The 15,729-nt window shown below is 55.6% G+C and carries 17 protein-coding genes and 2 tRNA genes; 13 read left to right on the forward strand and 6 right to left on the reverse strand.

What is annotated here, in order from left to right:
- The first annotated feature begins 167 nt into the window (after window positions 1-167).
- The 4 genes from AC1RQB_RS20895 (at window position 168) to AC1RQB_RS20910 (ending at window position 4,445) form a co-directional block, all read left to right on the forward strand.
- A tRNA-Asp gene (locus AC1RQB_RS20895) sits at window positions 168-244 on the forward strand.
- A gap of 259 nt (window positions 245-503) precedes the next feature.
- The gene (locus AC1RQB_RS20900; RefSeq protein WP_008075897.1) at window positions 504-1,013 is read left to right on the forward strand and encodes a sigma-70 family RNA polymerase sigma factor; all 510 of its coding nucleotides are present in this window, start codon (window positions 504-506) and stop codon (window positions 1,011-1,013) included.
- A complete protein-coding gene (locus tag AC1RQB_RS20905; protein WP_063340434.1) occupies window positions 1,010-1,954 on the forward strand; it encodes a FecR domain-containing protein in 945 nt (314 codons plus the stop codon). Before AC1RQB_RS20900 ends, AC1RQB_RS20905 begins: the two co-directional genes overlap by 4 nt.
- A gap of 67 nt (window positions 1,955-2,021) precedes the next feature.
- On the forward strand, window positions 2,022-4,445 hold the full coding sequence (locus AC1RQB_RS20910; protein ID WP_063340433.1) for a TonB-dependent receptor: 2,424 nt from the start codon (window positions 2,022-2,024) through the stop codon (window positions 4,443-4,445).
- Between the two features lie 115 nt (window positions 4,446-4,560).
- Here the strand turns inward: AC1RQB_RS20910 and AC1RQB_RS20915 are convergent, their stop codons facing one another.
- Window positions 4,561-5,844, reverse strand: a complete 1,284-nt coding sequence (locus AC1RQB_RS20915; protein ID WP_063340432.1) for an NAD(P)/FAD-dependent oxidoreductase — start codon at window positions 5,842-5,844, stop codon at window positions 4,561-4,563.
- Between the two features lie 183 nt (window positions 5,845-6,027).
- Here AC1RQB_RS20915 and AC1RQB_RS20920 point away from each other — a divergent pair.
- Window positions 6,028-6,104, forward strand: a tRNA-Val gene (locus tag AC1RQB_RS20920).
- Between the two features lie 264 nt (window positions 6,105-6,368).
- Here AC1RQB_RS20920 and AC1RQB_RS20925 read toward each other — a convergent pair.
- A complete protein-coding gene (locus AC1RQB_RS20925; protein ID WP_063340431.1) occupies window positions 6,369-7,259 on the reverse strand; it encodes a hypothetical protein in 891 nt (296 codons plus the stop codon).
- Between the two features lie 654 nt (window positions 7,260-7,913).
- Here AC1RQB_RS20925 and AC1RQB_RS20930 point away from each other — a divergent pair.
- The 3 genes from AC1RQB_RS20930 to AC1RQB_RS20940 all read left to right on the forward strand — a co-directional run bounded on the left by AC1RQB_RS20930 (window position 7,914) and on the right by AC1RQB_RS20940 (window position 9,047).
- Window positions 7,914-8,168, forward strand: a complete 255-nt coding sequence (locus AC1RQB_RS20930; protein WP_063340429.1) for a hypothetical protein — start codon at window positions 7,914-7,916, stop codon at window positions 8,166-8,168.
- Window positions 8,169-8,171: 3 nt separating this feature from the next.
- Window positions 8,172-8,489 (forward strand): hypothetical protein, encoded by a 318-nt coding sequence (locus AC1RQB_RS20935; protein ID WP_063340428.1) that lies wholly within the window; start codon window positions 8,172-8,174, stop codon window positions 8,487-8,489.
- A 120-nt stretch (window positions 8,490-8,609) separates the two neighbouring features.
- Window positions 8,610-9,047, forward strand: a complete 438-nt coding sequence (locus AC1RQB_RS20940; protein ID WP_063340427.1) for a hypothetical protein — start codon at window positions 8,610-8,612, stop codon at window positions 9,045-9,047.
- 148 nt (window positions 9,048-9,195) lie between these two features.
- On the opposite strand, the gene AC1RQB_RS20945 is transcribed toward AC1RQB_RS20940, so the two are convergent.
- Window positions 9,196-9,321, reverse strand: coding sequence for a hypothetical protein (locus tag AC1RQB_RS20945; protein WP_259333009.1), 126 nt, complete (start codon window positions 9,319-9,321; stop codon window positions 9,196-9,198).
- 351 nt (window positions 9,322-9,672) lie between these two features.
- Between AC1RQB_RS20945 and AC1RQB_RS20950 the strand changes: the two genes are divergently transcribed.
- The 3 genes from AC1RQB_RS20950 (at window position 9,673) to AC1RQB_RS20960 (ending at window position 12,122) form a co-directional block, all read left to right on the forward strand.
- Window positions 9,673-10,536 carry an AbiJ-NTD4 domain-containing protein gene (locus AC1RQB_RS20950; RefSeq protein WP_081235188.1) on the forward strand — a complete coding sequence of 288 codons (864 nt, stop codon included), beginning with the start codon at window positions 9,673-9,675 and terminating at the stop codon, window positions 10,534-10,536.
- A 428-nt stretch (window positions 10,537-10,964) separates the two neighbouring features.
- Entirely contained in the window at window positions 10,965-11,432 is a 468-nt protein-coding gene (locus tag AC1RQB_RS20955) for an anti-virulence regulator CigR family protein (RefSeq protein WP_008007237.1), read from the forward strand.
- A 177-nt stretch (window positions 11,433-11,609) separates the two neighbouring features.
- Window positions 11,610-12,122, forward strand: a complete 513-nt coding sequence (locus tag AC1RQB_RS20960; protein ID WP_241824443.1) for a hypothetical protein — start codon at window positions 11,610-11,612, stop codon at window positions 12,120-12,122.
- Between the two features lie 53 nt (window positions 12,123-12,175).
- Here the strand turns inward: AC1RQB_RS20960 and AC1RQB_RS20965 are convergent, their stop codons facing one another.
- Window positions 12,176-13,390 carry an MFS transporter gene (locus tag AC1RQB_RS20965; protein ID WP_063340425.1) on the reverse strand — a complete coding sequence of 405 codons (1,215 nt, stop codon included), beginning with the start codon at window positions 13,388-13,390 and terminating at the stop codon, window positions 12,176-12,178.
- Window positions 13,391-13,503: 113 nt separating this feature from the next.
- Between AC1RQB_RS20965 and AC1RQB_RS20970 the strand changes: the two genes are divergently transcribed.
- Window positions 13,504-13,959: a DUF2214 family protein gene (locus tag AC1RQB_RS20970; RefSeq protein WP_008075884.1), complete on the forward strand. Its 456-nt coding sequence runs from the start codon at window positions 13,504-13,506 to the stop codon at window positions 13,957-13,959.
- 194 nt (window positions 13,960-14,153) lie between these two features.
- Here AC1RQB_RS20970 and csrA read toward each other — a convergent pair whose 3' ends face one another.
- A complete protein-coding gene (gene csrA / locus AC1RQB_RS20975; protein WP_007905913.1) occupies window positions 14,154-14,348 on the reverse strand; it encodes a carbon storage regulator CsrA in 195 nt (64 codons plus the stop codon).
- Between the two features lie 249 nt (window positions 14,349-14,597).
- On the opposite strand from csrA, the gene AC1RQB_RS20980 reads away from it, so the two are divergent.
- The gene (locus AC1RQB_RS20980; protein WP_063340424.1) at window positions 14,598-14,963 is read left to right on the forward strand and encodes a hypothetical protein; all 366 of its coding nucleotides are present in this window, start codon (window positions 14,598-14,600) and stop codon (window positions 14,961-14,963) included.
- A 74-nt stretch (window positions 14,964-15,037) separates the two neighbouring features.
- Here AC1RQB_RS20980 and AC1RQB_RS20985 read toward each other — a convergent pair whose 3' ends face one another.
- Entirely contained in the window at window positions 15,038-15,727 is a 690-nt protein-coding gene (locus tag AC1RQB_RS20985; protein WP_063340423.1) for an endonuclease, read from the reverse strand.
- Between the last annotated feature and the right edge of the window lie 2 nt (window positions 15,728-15,729).

Here is a 15,729-nt window from a genome sequence, read left to right on the forward strand (position 1 = left end):
GCGGTAGTTCAGTCGGTTAGAATACCGGCCTGTCACGCCGGGGGTCGCGGGTTCGAGTCCCGTCCGCTGCGCCATATTTTCCGAGTCAGGTTTACCTGCCTCGAGATTGAAAAGCCTCGAAGCTTTCCAGTCAGACGAGTTACTTGGACGAAAGTCCAAAGCGATACGCAGCGGTAGTTCAGTCGGTTAGAATACCGGCCTGTCACGCCGGGGGTCGCGGGTTCGAGTCCCGTCCGCTGCGCCATATCTGCCTCAAGGCCCACTGAACGCCTTGGAGCTACGAAGCAAGTCGCTGTTAAAGCCGGCGGATGTTTCGAGTCGATAGCAAAAACCCTGGTCGAAAGACCGGGGTTTTTTGTGTCTGCGATTTGGCTTTTCCTCTCTCATGTCCTTCCTGCCCAACCTTTCTGCGCCCCAATTGCATAAAGGACTTGGTTCACAGCTCCGACATTAATTAGAATCACTCTCATTTACGATGACTCCTTGGCACAGGGCTTCTTGAGATGAGTGATGCAGCGATGCCGAAGGAGCAAACCTTCCACGATCTGTACCGCGATCACCGTGGCTGGCTGGAAGGCTGGTTGAGAAGACGCATGGGCAATGGCTGTGATGCGGCGGACCTGAGCCAGGATACGTTCCTGCGTTTGCTCGCCAGCTCTCAACGAATTGCCGATCTGCAAGAGCCCCGTGCCTATCTGCTTACCGTGGGCAAACGCCTGCTGAGTAATTTCTATAAACGTCGAAGCCTCGAGCAGGCTTATCTGACGGCACTGGCGGCGTTGCCGGAAGACTGTGTGCCGTCGCCCGAGCAGCGCTGGTTGTTGCTCGAAACCCTGCAAGCCCTGGATGAATTGCTCGACGGATTGCCGGCGGCAGTACGTAGGACGTTTCTCTGGAGTCAGCTGGAAGGTTTGAACTATCAGCAAATCGCCGAGCGCCTGCAGGTATCGGAGCGCACGATCAAACGCTACATGGCGCAAGCCTATGAGCATTGCCTGTTGGTGGAACTGTGAACAGTCCGGTGCCAGATGCCCGTCAGGCGGTGCGAGCTGCCGCGCAGTGGCTCGCCTTGCTGGAATCTGGAAGTGCCAACGAGCAGGATCGTGCGAATCTGCAGCGTTGGCGCGACAGTTGCGTCAGTCACGAGCAGGCTTGGCAGAAGGCTCAAGCCTTGCGTCAGCGGTTTGCCAGTCTGCCTTCAGCGTTGGCGCTCAAAAGTCTGGATCGCCCCGAGCCGGGTCGGCGCGTAGTGCTCAAGCGTGCATTGGGTGCGGTGGCGTTGGTGCCGGCCGCTTGGCTGATCAGCCGGCAATTGCCCCTGGATGTCTGGCGAGCCGATCTGCATACGGCCACCGGAGAGCGCAAACAGGTGCAACTCGCTGATGGCAGTTCCTTGCAACTCAACACGGCCAGTGCCGTCGATGTGGATTTGCAGAGCCGTCGCTTGAAGCTGATTGAGGGCGAACTGTCGCTGAAGGTGCCAAGCGCGTCACCGCTGACGATCCAAACGAAGTTTGGACAGATCATCGTCAGCCAAAGCGAAGTCTGCGTACGTCAGCAAGCGCGTGGTTGCCGCGTATCGGTGTACAACGGCGCCGTGCAATTGCAGCCATTGCAGGGGGCGGCGTTGGCTTTGCGCACTGGTCAACAAGTCAGCCTTCAAGCAACCGGTGTCGGGCCGATCAGCCCATTCGATGTGCTTGCGCCGGGTTGGCGAGAAGGCATGCTGATAGCGAAAAACCAGCCGCTGGGGGATTTCCTGCGCGAACTCGGCACTTATCGACCGGGTGTGCTGCGTTGGGAGCCGGAGCTTGAAGCGTTGCGTGTCACCGGCAGTTTCCGTCTGGACGACACCGATCGCGTCCTCGCGTTGCTCGCGGCCAGTCTGCCGCTGGAGGTGCATTCACGTACCCGTTATTGGGTGACGTTGCTGCCGCGCAAAAATAGTGTGTGAAGCCTGTCCCCTTTTTTCGGCTCGCTTGTCATTCAAGGCATGTGAACGAATCAAGAGAACTCTATCAATGCCCGCAGTAATACCTTGCTGTCCGCGTCCGGCTTCTTCCCGCCTGCGTCCGTTGTTGCACCTGAGCCTGTTGCTGGGCCTGAGTGCCAGTCCATTATTCATCACAGCCAGTTGGGCCGAAGACAGTGCCCGGCGCAATTATCAGGTGCCTGCCGGCAGCCTGAGCGATGCGCTGACCCGCTTCGCCGGTCTGTCTGGCGTCAATCTTTCGGTAGACCCGGCACTGGTGGGTGGTCGCACCAGCCCTGGTCTTTCCGGCGAATTCGCGGTCGAGGAGGGCTTTGCCCGGCTATTGCAGGGTTCTGGTCTGCAGCTGCAGCCGGTGGGCGAACAGGCCTACATCCTGACCCCGGCGCCAGAAGGCAGCAGCCTGCAACTGGCCCCCACCTCGATTCTCGGTGCCACGGGCGGGGCGGACGGCGAGGTGTATGCCGGCGGCCAGGTCGCGCGTCGCGGGTCGCAAGGCTTGCTGGGCTCGAAAGATTTCATGGAAACGCCGTTCAGCATGACCACCTACACCGGCGAGGCAGTCAAAAACCTGCAGGCTCGGACCTTGGGCGACCTGATCGCCAGTGATCCTTCGGTTCGCGCCACCAACCCGGCGGGTGGGCGCTATGAGCAGTTCACCATTCGCGGGTTCAGCCTGTTCAACAGTGATGTCGCCTACAACGGTCTCTATGGCGTCCTGCCGACCTATACGATCGACATGGAGATGGCTGACCGCGTTGACATCATCAAAGGCCCGAGCCAGCTCATCAACGGCATCTCGCCGCGGGGCAGTGTGGGTGGCGGGATCAACGTGGTGCCCAAGCGCGCGACCGACAAGCCCATCACTTCGTTCACCGGTAGCTACGCTTCCGACAATCAGGTCGGCGGTGCCGTGGATGTTGGTCGGCGCTTTGGTGAGGACAACAAGTTCGGTATTCGTTTCAACGGCGTGAAGCAGTCCGGCGACACCGAATGGGATCACCAGAGTGTCGACCGCGAGATGGCCGTGCTGGGCCTGGATTTTCGCGGTGAGCGCCTGCGACTCTCGACGGACATCGGGCGCACCGAGCGTGATACCGACGCCCCGCAGGAGCGCGTGCAGGTCGGCGCCAATGCGAAGGTGCCGAATGCGAACGATGTGCGCGACAACTATGCACAACCCTGGAGCAAGGCGAGTACCAACGACACGTTCGGGGCGGTAAACGGCGAATTTGATGTCAGCGATTCCATCATGCTGTACGGGGGCGTGGGCGCGCGTAAAAGCAATCATGACTTCCTCCGGCATGCCGTTGCGGTCACCAATGATGCCGGCGATTTCAGCGTTCAGCCGCGTGATTTCACCCGTGACGAAAATGTCCGGACGGCCACGGCAGGGGTGCGCAACTGGTTTCATACCGGTCCGGTGAGCCATGAAGTCAATCTGGCCGCCAGCTATTTCTACATGGACTTCGAAAATGGCGGCGCCCGTTATGCCGCGGCCCGCAGCAACCTCTACGACCCCGTGGAAACACCAACACCTGTCAGACCCACTCGGCTCGATTCGAAGGTCTACACCGAGAACCGCTTCAGCGGCGTGGCGTTGTCCGACACTCTGGGCTTCTTCGATGACCGGCTGCTGCTGACTCTCGGCGCCCGCTGGCAGCGCGTAAAGGTTGACGACTGGACGGATGATGTCAAAGGCGCCACGGCCTACGATGAAGAAAAGGTATCGCCGTCGGGCGGCATCCTGTTCAAGGCAACCGATAAGCTGTCGCTGTATGCCAACTACATGGAGGGCCTGAGCCAGGGCAAGATCGCGCCGTCGACCTCTGTGAACGAGGATGAGATATTCCCGCCGTTCATCAGTCGCCAGGTCGAGGTCGGCGCCAAGTATGACGCGGGTGCGTTCGCCGTGACCGCCGCAGTGTTCCGGATCAAGCAGCCGGCCTATGAGACCAACGCCACGACGCGGGTTTTCGGCCCGAACGGCAAGCGCGAGAATACGGGCGTGGAGCTGAGTGTGTTCGGTGAACCGCTTAAAGGTTTCCGCCTGCTCGGCGGTGTCATGTACATCGACAGCGAGTTGAGCAACACCACCAACGGCACCTACGACGGCAACCGGGCACCGGCCACGCCGAAATACAACGTCAATCTGGGCGCCGAGTGGGACGTGCCGACCGTACAGGGCCTGACCCTGACCAGTCGCGGCCTTTATTCCAGCTCGCAGTATCTGGACCAGTCCAACAACAAGGAAATCGACGCCTGGGAGCGTTTCGACGTGGGTGCACGCTACGCGTTCAAGATCGATGAAAAGAACATCACCCTGCGTGCCAATGTCGAGAACGTGGCGGACAAACGCTACTGGAGTTCTGCCGGGGCCTCGGATGACAGCGAACCTGGCTTGACGTTGTCGACCCCACGCACCTACCTCCTTTCGGCGACGGTCGACTTCTGAATACGGTCTATTTCTGAAAATAGATCAGAAGGTGTACGCCTTAATCAGGGCGAGAGATGCTGATGTAAAAAAGGGGCAACTTTTCAGTTGCCCCTTTTTTCGTCTGTGTGTCCCGTCAGAAACCCAGTTTGTCTCGCAATCCGTAATACCAGGCGCCCAATGCAGCGAATGGTGTACGCAGCAATTGTCCGCCGGGAAACGGGTAGTGGGGCAGGTCGGCAAAGGCGTCGAAGCGCTCGGCCTGACCGCGCAATGCTTCGGCCAGTACCTTGCCCGCCAGGTGTGTATACGTTACGCCGTGGCCGCTGCAACCCTGGGAATAGTAGATGTTGTCGCCCAGCCGTCCGACCTGGGGAAGTCGCGACAGGGTCAGTAGGAAATTGCCGGTCCAGGCGTAATCGATTTTCACGTCCTTGAGCTGCGGGAAGGCCTTGAGCATCTTTGGTCGAATGATCGCCTCGATGTTCGCTGGATCGCGCGCGCCATAGACCACGCCGCCGCCGAAAATCAGGCGTTTGTCAGCGCTCAGACGGTAGTAATCAAGCAGGTAGTTACAGTCTTCGACGCAGTAGTCCTGAGGCAACAGGCGCTTGGCCAATTCATCGCCCAAGGGTTCGGTGGCGATCACTTGAGTCCCGCAGGGCATCGACTTCGCCGCCAGCTCCGGCACCAGATTGCCGATGTAAGCGTTGCCGGCGACGATGATGAATTTGGCCCTGACCTTGCCCTGAGGCGTATACACCACCGGATTGGTGCCGCGCTCGATGCGCACCGCTGGCGACTGCTCGTAAATGGTGCCGCCCAGCGACTCCACGGCTGCTGCCTCGCCCAAGACAAGATTGAGCGGATGAATATGCCCGCCGCTCATATCGAGCATGCCGCCGACGTATTGATCGCAAGCCACCACTTCACGGATGCGTCGCTGATCCAGCAGCTCAAGTTGCGTATGACCGAAACGCTCCCACAGGCGCTTCTGGGATTCCAGATGGCCCATCTGCTTGGCGGTAATGGCGGCGAACACGCCGCCGTCCTTCAGGTCGCACTGGATGTTGTATTTGGCCACCCGCTCACGAATGATCCGCCCACCCTCGAACGCCATTTGGCCCAATAGCTGAGCTTGCTTGGGGCCGACACTGCGCTCGATCACATCGATATCACGGCTGTAACTGTTAACGATCTGGCCGCCGTTGCGCCCCGATGCACCAAAACCCACTTTGGCGGCTTCCAGGACTGTTACCCGAAAACCGTTCTCCAGCAGGAACAGGGCAGAGGACAGGCCGGTATAACCGGCGCCGATGACACAGACATCAGTCTCTACATCATCCTGCAAGGCCGGGCGCGGCGGCGCTACATTGGCCGATGCGGCGTAATAGGACTCTGGGTAGGGAGTGTTCGCCATCCTGCAGCCTCTGTTTAATATATTTTACGAGTGCAACGATCCTACCCGAGTTAAAAAACGACCGCCAGCCAGCGGAAAATCTTCTTTGCCACAGCAAAATTAAATATTTTGCATATTCATAGGGTTAGGTGAAAAAAAGGTGTTGACACCCCTCCGGAATTCCGTAGAATGCCGCCTCACAGCAGGCACGTAGCTCAGTTGGTTAGAGCACCACCTTGACATGGTGGGGGTCGTTGGTTCGAGTCCAATCGCGCCTACCAAACAAAATCCGCTCTGCTGGGCGGTCTAGAAGGGCTCACCGAAAGGTGGGCCCTTTTTTGTTGTCTGTGATTTCTTGCAGAACGTTCACAAAATATCGGGTTCGTTCACACGGGGCAATGTGAACGTCGAGAGTGGCCTTTTTGAGGTGGGATTCTTCCCCATATCGGAGGTGAAGTAGGGGGGGCAGCCTCGGCAATTGAGTGACCGAGTATCCAGTTCTTTCCGTCACCTGTAGTCATTGCCTCGAGTGATGAAAAGAAGTGCTAGTGGTGGCTTTTCACAAACGCTTCAAACTGGGCGTAGCTCACTGGTTGCTTGTTATGAAGGAACATTTTTGACGTATCACGAAACGCGATTGCTGGCGTTCGAATATGATCCTTCACCTTTTTGCGAAGGTCTTTGAGTCGACCATTGCCTCTTATGGCAATGAGATCGTTCAGAATGGTTTCGGTCATGGCGGACTTCGCCTTCCCAGAAAAATTCTTGATCACGAAAATGGCAAACTCGCGGTAGAACCATTCAGTACAAAGGAAGCGCTTGTACTGCTCATCAAGTTCGCCCATTGCTGCATTCAGGTCGTTGGTTGCCATAATCATTCTGTAAAACGCCGTCATTTCAACTTTCAGCTCGCCAGCCGTGACGGCGGTGTCCGGCCCCAAGACGAAGTGAAAGGGGCACGGTTGATTGATGCGTACCAACTTCGAAATCTCAAACCCGTGGCAAGACGCAAGAACTAAGCCTGTGTTGTTCCGGCTAGCCGCATTTACCCCTGATACCAGGTGCAAAAGGGTTTGCCATCCTACGTACTCGCCACTGCGGGTGAGGAACAATCCCTTCTCCGCGTCTCCGTGACACTCGAAATGCAGAACCGGCTTAGTGACGCCTGTCTTACACGCTGTCTCAACCATCTTGAGGACGGCGTAAAGCTCTTTGGTATCGTAAACGCGGTGCCGAATGCAGTAGCCGGGTCTCTGGAGTCTGGCGGAGAGGTCGTTCACTGTTTCTTCAAGCCAGCGCCCGTTCTGCTGGTCATCATCGCCAAGGCCGTCAAGGATCACTAAGGCGTTGTTCGTGAACGAAGATATGAAGGTGAGATCCGACATGTAGTAGCACCATGCGTAGGTGGAAAGGTGATTCAAGCTGGCAAGTTTCATGAAGCCTGTCCAGTGGCTTTTCCTAATGTCCTGCATGGCCGGGTTAATTGTCATGCGCCGCGACAGCGCTACTGCCCTTGCAGCAATGAAGGTTGGACGCGAGCGGTTACATAGGGCGCTGAGCGACATGTACTGGAGAGAGAGTGAACGGGAAACGGCGAAGATGGGATATGCCTATGGCGACCACAGCAATCGCAGCGAACCGTGACGGATGTATGCGTCGTCATCGAGACGAAAAAAATTTTATTAGCTTTAGAGTGAACAAAATTGCGCTTTATGTGAATTCCTATGCATTAAGACGCAATTTTTGCTTCCACACATAATTTACGCACAGGTTTATCCACAGGTAGTACGTTGCAGCACCACCAAAAACGCATTATCTTGTATCCAAGCGACAAAGAACCCCCTACATGTAGGGGATTGTCGTTAGCTGCTGACCTCGAATGAGGTACTTAGAAAAGTCTGCGAGTGGTCGTGCTTCGGTCTCCACAACTTAGAACACAACCACCCGCACCGTCTAAAGCTAAACAGTAGTGATTACGTTAGCCCTAGGGGGGGCTGCATTGAGCCAAACATTGACGGGATCGTCAACGGTTCTCTGCTGGGTGGTACTCCCTAGGGCTGATAATTCAACCTTGTGCTGGAGATTACCTTATGTCAAAAAACCCAAAGCAGTCATCCGCGAAAGTCGCCAAGCTAGCTTCTGACACCCTCCGCAACCCCAAAGCCTCAATCACAGCAAAGGAGCTAGCAGGTTCTGTTCTGGCTCAAGCATCTACTCGCAAGCAGACCGGTGAAGATATGGAAGCCAAGGCAGGCATGGTGCTGGCTAGCGAGAAGTACAGCGCTGATACCAAAGCGCTTGCAGCCTCTCTAGTTTCCCAATCCAACCAAGCGCGGGGGGAGTGAATCATGGCCTTTCATGCCGCCGCGACAGTCGACTTGGATAACGGTGTAAGCTCAACAGCTCGCACTAAGTTCAATGAAGAGCTCAAGAAAAAGAAGTTTACGAAGCACAACCTAACAACGCTCTGGACGGTGACTTACGTAGCGGGTACTACGAGAGAGGCAGCGGTCAAATATGCTCGTGACAGCATTGATGCTGCCGCTGCGTCCGCTGGTATTTCCATCTATGAAGCCTTCGTGTCAATCAGCGAAGCTCCACCGGTAGAGTGGAAGACAAAGGGAAGAGAGTCGCTAGTAGAGGCACTCAGGCGATTCCAGAACTAAAAGCTTCAGACCCCACTCTGGTGGGGTTTTTATGCACCGTTCTGAAACTTCGTGGGACGTGATGGTATCAGGCTATGTAACCGGTAAGCGTACCTGACCAAACCGAGTCGAGATACAACTATGGCAGAAGAACAGCACCGGATAGACCAGTTGATCTACCGCTCGCATGACGAAGACACCAAGCTGGACTATTTCATCCTCGGGGCGACATTGGCGATATGTGCATATCTTGCCCAGACAAATCCGTATGGGGAACTGGGGATCAACAAGGAAACGTTCCTACTGGGTAGCTTGCTAGTGTTTGCCAGCAGTGCTATCTACGGGTTCAAGCGTCTAGAGGCGAAGTTGATACTCATGTATGACAACGCCAAGGCATTACAAATCAGAGACCCCGATACCCGAAGACGAAAGCTGAATGAGCTTAATGGCCGTAGTATCGAAAGAATAACCAGGCTCTATAGAATCCGAAATAGACTGCTGTTCGCTGGGTTAGCCTGTTACCTCGCCACAAAGGTGTGGGCTGCCTACCAGAACAACGGATGGATACCCGTGCACTAGACTAATCGTCAATATGAGGGAATATGCGGAAGGAATAAACATGAGGGTAGGGATAGCGGTAGCGGTTGCACTGCGGCGGTTGGAATGGCCTATGGAGTATTCATCCTTGATGGGTGTGAGGGAGTCTAGCGACACCCTCACGGTGATGCTATTTACCCTTTGGCTTGGTTGGCTTCGGGATAGTTTCTACCGTTGTCGTCTTTGGGTTTTTCTTTGCTTTCTCAATAGGAATGAACTGACCATTCCCTGAGTCTCGACCACGCTTGTTAGCCATGTGCTGCTCCTTGATGGCTTATCGCCACGGCGGCGACACCATCAACGCTAGCTCAGGTCTGTCTTTCCGCAAGGGCATCGGGGTGGGCTCGTTACTGACGAAAATCAGTTTTTTGCACCAAAAATCACCGCTTTTCTACGGAAACCTCAACTGTGAGTGTCTTCACCCGTTTCGAGCTTGACCATATGTCACGTAGAGCCCGGAAATTCTGGCTTAGGGGGCAGCAGTACGCGTTTATTGCCTCCTTTACCAGCAGGGTTTTTGTAGGTTTTTCGGGTAGCTTCCAGAGGTTATGGTCAGGCACTCTGCCATCAGCTAGTATCATTAAATTGACTACTGTAAGGAAACTCTATGCTTGATGATCAGAATCAGTTGAGCTTTTCACAGCGCATGGGGCTTGTTCCAGCGGTGAAAGTTGCACAAGTCGATAGTATTGACGTGGCTCTACAGAATGCTCTTTGGAATGTGTTAACTCTCCACTGCTTCACTGGGTTTTACTCGCGCGACAAAACCTATCCGGATAGGCTTAGAGGCTCGAACTTTCAGGACTTTGCGGAAGTGCTCTACAGCGATTTTTACAAAGTTCCTGTAGATACCATTCCAACCCGGTGGTCTACACTCAAAGAAAGGATTAGAGAAAACTACTTCAAGATGAAGTGGCACCGACTCTATAGTTTCTTAGAGTTTGTGGTGGGAATGAATCACAGAGCCTCTGGAGAAGCACTTGTTGAAGGCTTTAACAAGGTGTTGGCACGTGAGAACTCGGCCTATCGCTTTGTTTCTGGGAAGGTCACACCAATAACCTCAAGTGATGAAATTGAAGAAGTTGAAAAAGCGATTTCGGGATCTGATCGATATGCGGGGGTGAGAACTCACTTACAAACGTCACTGGGGTTGCTTACGGACAGACAGAGCCCTGATTATCGTAACTCGATCAAAGAAAGCATCAGTGCTGTTGAATCTCTTGCGAAGAAACTGGTGGGTGATGATAAGGCCACGCTGGGTCAAGCACTCAAGATCCTAGAGGTCAAACACAATCTTCATGCGAGCTTAAAGTCGGCGTTTCAGACGTTATACGGCTATACCAGTGATGCTGGTGGCATCAGGCATGCACTATTAGACAATGCCTCTGCTCCAACTAAAGCGGATGCTCGGTTCATGCTCATCTGTTGTTCAGCATTCATCAACTTCGCTATCGACAGCGTTGAGGATTGAGCGTCCAGTATTTGGACCTACGTCGTAGGACCAGGATGTGACATGGTGGGGGGGGCGTTGGTTCGAGTCCAATCGCGCCTACCAAACAAAATCCGCTCTGCTGGGCGGTCTAGAAGGGCTCACCGAAAGGTGGGCCCTTTTTTGTTGTCTGTGTCCCGTCCTGAATAAGGTTTACACCTGTTTCAGGACTAGACACTGCGATTTGCAAAACTTTTGCAAAAACCCACTTAAAACGCCAACTCGGCGCCCACCTCCAGGTGCTCGATTTTCTTTTCCCGGTTATCAACGGACTGGGTCAGCTTTGCTCTCCAATCGTTCGGTTTTTCCCGTCTGGCCTGTCGCCACCTCCAGCGAACAGAGTTTCTGAACTAACGCAGCCATAACCGTCTATACATTGCAGGGGCCATCCCCTTTCTGAGAGAACGGATATGTTTAGATCTCGCTCGTTGATTGCCGCTATGACGTGTCTTGCCTTGGCGTCCGGTTCAATGACTGCATTGGCCGACCCGGGAAACGGGAAGGGCCAGGGAAGCGGCAAGGGAAATCCACAAAACATCCAGGACCATGGCAACGCCAGCCATGGAAACAAAGGAAAAGGTTCAGGGGGTGACGATTGGAGTCACGGCCCGAGCATCAACCACGGTAGTGTCCTTGGCATTGTGGGTGGTTATCGCGACTACTGGAGCCCCGGGCCCGCCTTGCCACCCGGCATTCAAAAAAACCTCGCCCGTGGAAAACCGCTACCGCCGGGGATCGCCAAAAAACTCGATGGCCGATTGCTCGGCAGGCTTCCGCATTACGATGGCTACGAGTGGCGCCAGGCTGGCACTGACTTGATATTGGTGGCAATCGCTACCGGGATCATCTACGAGGTTCTCAATGGCGCATTCGATTGATATGAAACCGACCAATTCAATCGCGTCCTCGCAGCATAACGACCTGTAAATCACGGGAAGCAATGTGCATTTTTTCGATAATTGCACATTGCCTGCCCGCTGGTCGTCGGTTTTTGAACTGTGTGCCACCGAAACAGTCAATTACTCCGTGCAATATCAACCACACGGAACCTCCCCATGTTATTAAAAAACAAGAGTTTTGCAGCCGTCATGTCATGCGTGATGATGCTTGCGGCCGCCCCATTATTGCCCGCTGACCTGTCCATCATGAGTTCCGCCTACGCGAAAGACGGTGGTGGTGGTGGTGGTGGTGGTGGTGGTGGTGGTGGTGGTAACGGCGGTGGCAATGGCGGCGGTAACGGTGGTGGTAACGGCGGCGGCAATGGCGGCGGTCATGGTGGCAGCGGTAATTCCGGCCATTCTGGCGGCGTCAGCAGCAATGGCCACGGCGCAGGCTTGAGCAGTGATCACGCAGGCAGAGCCGTTCGGGACCATGGCGTCAGTGGCAACCACTACGGTAGCGATCGTAACGGTGATCGCGGCCGTGGTTCAGTCACTTCGGGCATTGCCCACTCCAAGGATACGCGAGGGGTGGCGAAGGCCTCTGCCATTTCGGCCTCCAGGCCTGGCGATCACAACACTAAAGGGTTGAGCAACGCTCGCACTTCGATTTCAAAAAGAACGCATTGAGTCAAAGGCTCTCAAGCCGGGTATCCATCAGGAGCCCGGCTTTTTTGTGTCTGCTATTTGCCAATTGAATCGGGCACTGGGACAGCAGTTGCATTGCTTGCCCTGGCAAAAAGCGCCACGCCCACCCCGATCAAGCCAGTGATCACCGCCAGCAGCAGAATGACTTTCTGTGCTCCCAGAGGGGCGGCCAACAAGGCGATCAGCAATCCGGCCAATGGTTGAGAAAGATTGTTCAGCAAGGTAATGACGCCCACGGTCTTGCCGAAGTCCTTGGGCGGAATCACCCGCTGGCGGATGCTGCGTATGTATACGTTGAACATCTTGTCGAAACCGACAATCAGCAGGAAGCCGATGGCATACCCCCAAGCGTTCGGACTGAAGGCAGTGGTCAGAGCGCCGGCGGCAATCATCGTATAAGAAACGACTCCCAGTACTCTCATCGGTAAGGTCACCTGCGCCAGGAAGAACAGAATGACGATGGTGGTCACCGCCCCGGCGGCTTGCAGCCCTGCATAAAAGTCTTTGCTGGCGCTGTATTGGCCGATCACCATGGCTGCTGATGTGGCCAGGGTGATACCGATGATCAGGTTCACGCCCACCGCCAGGCTGATCACCTTCTGCAGTTCCGCCAGGTCGCGAATATGCCCGAATGCAATGCGCAGCGGTTGCAGCCAGATGTCCTGATGTTGCTCGAACGACTCCAGAGTGATCGAGCTGGAGCGTTGCCAGATCAGCATCGCCAGATCAGCCAGCAGAAACAGCCCGGCAATCCCCAGCACCACCCAGTGCCACGCCCAGACTTCCAGCATCAGCGCCGCGACCAGTGGGCCAAGCACCAGCCCGGTCTGATCGGCGATCTGCGAATAGGAGAGGGTCTTGGTGTAGGTGTATTGCTTGAAAATGTAGGGCATGACCACTTCGCGGGCCATGATGCCCTGGGTGGTCAGCACGCCGCACAGCACGGACAGAATCACGATCCAGTAGATGCCATCAAACACGCCATACAGTGCCACGGCTGCGACGCAGGCCGCCGCACGGTAGACCTGGCTGATGTGCAGGATGCGAATGGGCGAAAACTTGTCGCACAGTGCACCGCATACGGGAAATGCCAGAAAGCGCGGCAACGACTCGGCAAAAAAAGCCAGGCCGGCCAAAGAGACACTGTTGGTGGTCTGAAAGACAATCAGCGGGACGATGAACAGCAGGATCTGGTCAGCCTGCCGGGACAGGAACAGCGAGATAAAGAAAGCCAGGTAATCCTTACGCATAGTGACCTCATGTCGATGGCGGTGTATCAGCGGAGCCACGTGCTTTGGGCAAATATCCTCCGATGAACTACTACTGTAGGGCTGTTTCAACTTCGTCTGTAGGGAGTATGTCGATGCTGATTCACTGGTTTCTGGCGGCGATTCACCTCTTGGCCTTTGCGCTGGGCTTCTGGGCGGTACTGACCCGCGGTAGGGCTTTACGTCGTCTGATTGCCGGGACAGGGGAGGCGCGCAGCGTTCTGGTTGCGGATAATCTGTGGGGGATCTCTGCAGTCATTCTCTTGGTCACGGGAGGGATGCGAGCTTTTGGTGGGTATGAAAAAGGCACTGATTACTACCTTCACCAGCCGCTGTTTCACCTCAAAATGACGCTCTTCGTCCTTATCCTGCTGCTTGAAATTGCACCGATGGTGGCGCTGATCAAATGGCGGATTGCGCTGGGGCGTGGGGCGGCGATCGATACCGGGCGCGCAACGCTATTTGCCCGTATCAGTCATATCGAGGCGCTGCTGCTGGTGCTGATGGTTGTGGCCGCCACGGGCATGGCGCGTGGGGTCGCGTTTGGCTAGCCGGGAAGGAGGAAGCCCTTTCTCGCAGCAAATCCGAAACGTCTGACAGTCAGGCATGAGGCGAGGGCGCTAGTATCGGCTCCACGTTGCGAAGGCATAGCAAAGAGAGGCTGGGCGGAGAGCGATGCGGTGCTTGAATCTTTAGCCAGCCGTTATTCGAGGCAGAATGGGCTGGCTACTGACCACAGCAGGATTCAGGGTGTTTGCGGTTTGTCTGGGGCGGTCAGGCCGGCCTGAATGCGTTGATAGATTTCTTCGCGATGCACCGCAACGTCTTTCGGGGCGTTGATGCCAATCCGGACTTGCTGGCCGCTAACGCCCAGAATGGTGATCGTAATGTTGTCACCGATGTTTATGCTTTCACCGACTTTGCGGGTGAGTATCAGCATGGTTTTCTCCTTGATTGCTTTGTAGGGCACCTGATTCGGACAGTGCAGAGGTCGGTATAGGTATAGATTAGTGCGAAGTCTCGCAGTTTGGGTGCCTCTTTCTGACGCGCAGATGCTGCATTAATTCCCAAGGCGTAACTATACAGAGGCCGCAACCATCATTCTCGTTGTTTTGCGCCCATTTTGCGGCGCTCGAGCAGGATCCATGAGTGTTAAAATCGCCGCTTTCAGCATTCAGAGGGAAGCGTTGTGCGTAAAGTGGCCTTGGTAATCGCAGTATTGACGTTGGCCGGGTGCGATGAGGGTAAGGGGGTTAACGCGCAAAAGCCGCAACCGACAGTCGCTTCCGCACCCGCGGCGACAACCGGTCCGCAATGGGACGTCGAGGTGCGCGGCGAAACCCCCCAGGCGGTCAGCGACCTGAGCGGCTGGCTGATTGAGCATAGCTTCGTTTCCAGCGTCATCAGGGAGAATGGAAAGGTTCGGATCCTGATAGGGCCGTTTAATTCGAAAACCGAGGCAGAAGCCAAGCAAGCTGAGGTGACGGCAGCGCTCACCCGGGCAAAGAAAAGGAATATCGAGTCGCTGGTGGTCGAACATCCGACGGCTCAATAAACAAAAAACGGCGTTTAGAAACGAACAAAGGCCTGAGGTGTGATGCCCCAGGCCTTTGTGTTTTCAGCGGCCGGTCAGCCGCAGGTTTTCATGTCCACCGGGCCGACAAACTCGTTGCCGCGCCCCATCACGCACGCAACGCTCTGATTGCGTTGACGTTCCCAGGTTTGTACCGGATAGGTTTTATTCCAGGCTTCATACAGTTGCCGATCCTGTTTTGACAGGCGCAAGCCGTATTGCTTACTCATGTAGAAATAAGTCCGGGCGATCATGCCGCGAATGGAAGGGCGGGGCATGACCTTCTTCGCCTTGAAGTCGACCTGTGTCAGGCACGAACCGTATTGACCCGATTGCACGGGCAACCAGCCGAAGCTGAAGTTGCTGCGATCGCCATTCACCTCGCCGATGCTCGGCACCAGATTGTGCAGATCGGCCTCGGCTTTTTGATAGGTCGGGTCGTACCGTGTGCAGTTCTTGCGACCGCCTTGTTGCCAGCATTCGCGCAGATGGCCGATCTGCCAGGCCGGGACAATGTGTTCCCACTCGATGCGCGAGGCGCGTTTGGCGTTTTTGCGCGGCACATAGCCGCAGGCGGCCAAGTCCACGCGGTTGCCGGTGTATTTGCAGCCGCAATAAAACTCGGTGGATTGCGGGGCGTACAACTTCCACGCGACTTTCTTGGCTTCGTTGAAGGTGCGTGGGGCGCCAGCCTGGGCGCCAAGGGTGATGAGCAGAAGCAGTAAAGCAAACCAGCGGACACTCATTG

Source organism: Pseudomonas sp. GW822-FHT02E03, assembly GCF_058802325.1.